Consider the following 2,919-nt stretch of genomic DNA (forward strand, 5'->3'; position numbering starts at 1 on the left):
GCTTGCCAGCGATGGCGTCGTGTCAGCCAACTATTAGTCAACTGAGAGAACGCTATCGCGGGCAAGCCCGCTCCCACAGGGTTCGTGGTGAACGATGCTATTTCGGGTTATTTAGTCCAGTCAGCCACGCGATCCGGGTGTTTGGCTACCCAATCCTTGGCCGCTGCGTCAGGCTTGGCACCGTCCTGAATCGCCAGCATGACTTCGCCGATTTCGTCTTTCGACGCCCACTGGAAGTTCTTCAGGAACTTGGCCACTTCCGGTGCTTTGGTCGCGAGTTCTTTGCTGCCGATGCTGTTTACGGTTTCGGCTGCGCCGTACACGCCTTTCGGGTCGTCGAGGAAGCGCAGTTTCCACTTGGCGAACATCCAGTGCGGCACCCAACCGGTGACCGCGATGGATTCGTTTTTCTTCTCGGCACGGGTCAGCTCGGCAATCATGCCGGCGCCGGAACTGGCTTTGAGGCTGTATTTGTCGAGACCGTAGTCCTTGATCGCCTGATCGGTCTTGAGCATCACGCCTGAACCGGCGTCGATGCCGACGATGCGATTCTTGAAGGTGTCGTCGGTTTTCAAGTCTTCGATCGACTTGGCTTTCACATACTCCGGCACGATCAGGCCGATTTTCGCATCCTTGAAGTTCGGGCCGTAATCGACGACCTGATCCTTGTTCTTCGTCCAGTATTCACCGTGGGTCACGGGCAGCCAGGCCGAAAGCATGGCGTCGAGTTTGCCGGTGGCCACGCCCTGCCACATGATCCCGGTGGCGACGGCTTGCAGTTTCACGTCGTAGCCGAGCTTCTGTTTGATCACTTCGGCCGCCACGTGGGTGGTCGCGACGCTGTCGGACCAGCCGTCAACGTAACCGATGTTCAGGGTCTGTTTTTCTGCGCTGGCGAAAGTGGAACTCATCGCAAGCACCAGAGCAGCACTTGCGCCTAAAAGTCGTCGCATCTTCATCGTTACTTCCCCGAAATGCTGCGCCCGACGGATGACGGGCGGCGTCAACGTATTGTTATGGTGCACGGCGCCCCCATCACGCCTGACCGCAAACTCGTTAGAACATCAGCGGAGCACTGATGGCTTGATCATCAACCTCAGGCGGCAGTCGACCTGCTCTGCCAGCGACCTCAAGACAACGAGAAACGACATCACAAGGCCATTAATGACGTCTGAATATTTGGCGCCAGACAATCCGCCCGAACTTTGCATGTCAAAATCATGCGAGCCACCAACCCCTCTATAAATGCAGGTAACATGCGTCGCTTTGCAGCCACTCGGCCTGACCATGTCCGCGACCTCCCGCTTCCCTTTTCTGCCTTATCTCTTCGCCTGCCTGCTGGGGCTGTTTGCACTCGCTGGCTTCTGGTACGGCCTCGGCCAACCGGTGATCCTGCCGGACGCCGCTACGCCGACGCATAAATTGCAATGCGCCTCCTACACCCCGTTCGATAAAGACCAGTCGCCGTTCGACGTGCCGCTCAAGCTGCGCCCCGAGCGCATGGACGCTGACCTCGCGCTGCTGGCGACACGTTTTGAGTGCATTCGCACCTATTCGATGACCGGCCTCGAGGCGCTGCCGGATCTGGCGCGCAAACACGGCTTGAAATTGATGATCGGCGCGTGGGTCAACAGCAACCCGGTAGACACCGAGAAAGAAGTCGACCTGCTGATCAAATCAGCCAACGCCAACCCGGACGTGGTCAGCGCGGTGATCGTCGGCAACGAAGCGCTGCTGCGCAAGGAAGTCACTGGCGCGCAACTTGCCCGGTTGATCAACAAGGTCAAGGGCCAGGTCAAGCAACCGGTCACCTATGCCGATGTCTGGGAGTTCTGGCTCAAGCATCCGGAAATCGCACCGGCGGTGGATTTCCTGACCATCCACTTGCTGCCGTACTGGGAGGATGATCCGTCGAACATTGACGTCGCCCTGCAACATGTCGCGGATGTGCGTCAGGTGTTCGGCAATAAATTCGCGCCGAAAGACGTGATGATTGGCGAAACCGGCTGGCCGAGCGAAGGCCGCCAGCGCGAGACCGCCCTGCCGAGCCGGGTCAACGAGGCCAGGTTCATTCGTGGTTTTGTCGCAATGGCCGAGAAAGAAGGCTGGCATTACAACCTGATCGAAGCGTTTGACCAGCCATGGAAGCGCGGCAGTGAAGGCGCGGTGGGCGGTTACTGGGGACTGTTCGATGCTGATCGTCAGGACAAAGGCGTACTCGCCGGACCGGTGACGAATGTACCGTTCTGGAAAGAATGGCTGGCGGTCGGCGGGTTGATTTTCCTTGGCACGCTGATCCTTGGCGGTCGCGTTCGTACCACGCGCTCGGCGCTGGTGTTGCCGCTGCTGGGCGCCCTCGCCGCTTGCTCGATTGGCGCCTGGGGTGATCTGGCGCGGGTGACCACGCGGTTCACCAGTGAGTGGCTGTGGGTCGGTTTGCTGACGGCGCTGAATCTGTTGGTACTGGCACACGCGGCACTGACGCTGAGCGCGCGAACTGGCTGGCGTGAGCGGTTGTTCAATCTGCTGGAGCGCCGCGCCGGCTGGCTGCTCGCGGCAGCAGGCTTTGCCGCAGCGGTGATGATGCTGGAGATGGTGTTTGATCCGCGTTATCGCAGCTTTGCAAGCATGGCGTTTGTGCTGCCGGCGCTGGTTTATCTGTGCCGGCCGGTCAGCGTGCCGCGTCGTGAAATTGCCTTGCTGACCTTCATTGTCGGCGCGGGGATTGCGCCGCAGCTGTATCAGGAAGGTTTGCAGAATCAGCAGGCGTGGGGTTGGGCGTTGGTGAGTGTGTTGATGGTGGCGGCTCTGTGGCGCTGCCTGCGCGTTCGAAAAGACTGATCAAAAGCAAGATCAAAAGATCGCAGCCTTCGGCAACTCCTACAAGGTGTACGCCATTTCAATGTAGGAGCTGCCGAA

At 59.3% G+C, this 2,919-nt stretch carries 2 protein-coding genes; one reads left to right on the top strand and one right to left on the bottom strand.

All coding sequences use genetic code 11. The features are described from left to right. Positions 1–107 precede the first annotated feature (107 nt). Positions 108–959, bottom strand: coding sequence for a glycine betaine ABC transporter substrate-binding protein (locus PMI23_RS27265; RefSeq protein WP_007919916.1), 852 nt, complete (start codon positions 957–959; stop codon positions 108–110). Positions 960–1,245: 286 nt separating this feature from the next. On the opposite strand from PMI23_RS27265, the gene PMI23_RS27275 reads away from it, so the two are divergent. Next, positions 1,246–2,841, top strand: a complete 1,596-nt coding sequence (locus tag PMI23_RS27275) for a glycoside hydrolase family 17 protein (protein ID WP_042705056.1) — start codon at positions 1,246–1,248, stop codon at positions 2,839–2,841. Positions 2,842–2,919: the final 78 nt, after the last annotated feature.

The sequence above is a fragment of the Pseudomonas sp. GM24 genome (genome assembly GCF_000282235.1).
In the GTDB taxonomy this organism is placed as follows: domain Bacteria; phylum Pseudomonadota; class Gammaproteobacteria; order Pseudomonadales; family Pseudomonadaceae; genus Aquipseudomonas.

Coding starts and splice junctions, on each gene's coding strand:
- PMI23_RS27265 (WP_007919916.1), bottom strand. CDS start 959: ATGAAGATGCGACGACTTTTAGGCGCAAGTGCTGCTCTGGTGCTTGCG.
- PMI23_RS27275 (WP_042705056.1), top strand. CDS start 1,246: ATGCAGGTAACATGCGTCGCTTTGCAGCCACTCGGCCTGACCATGTCC.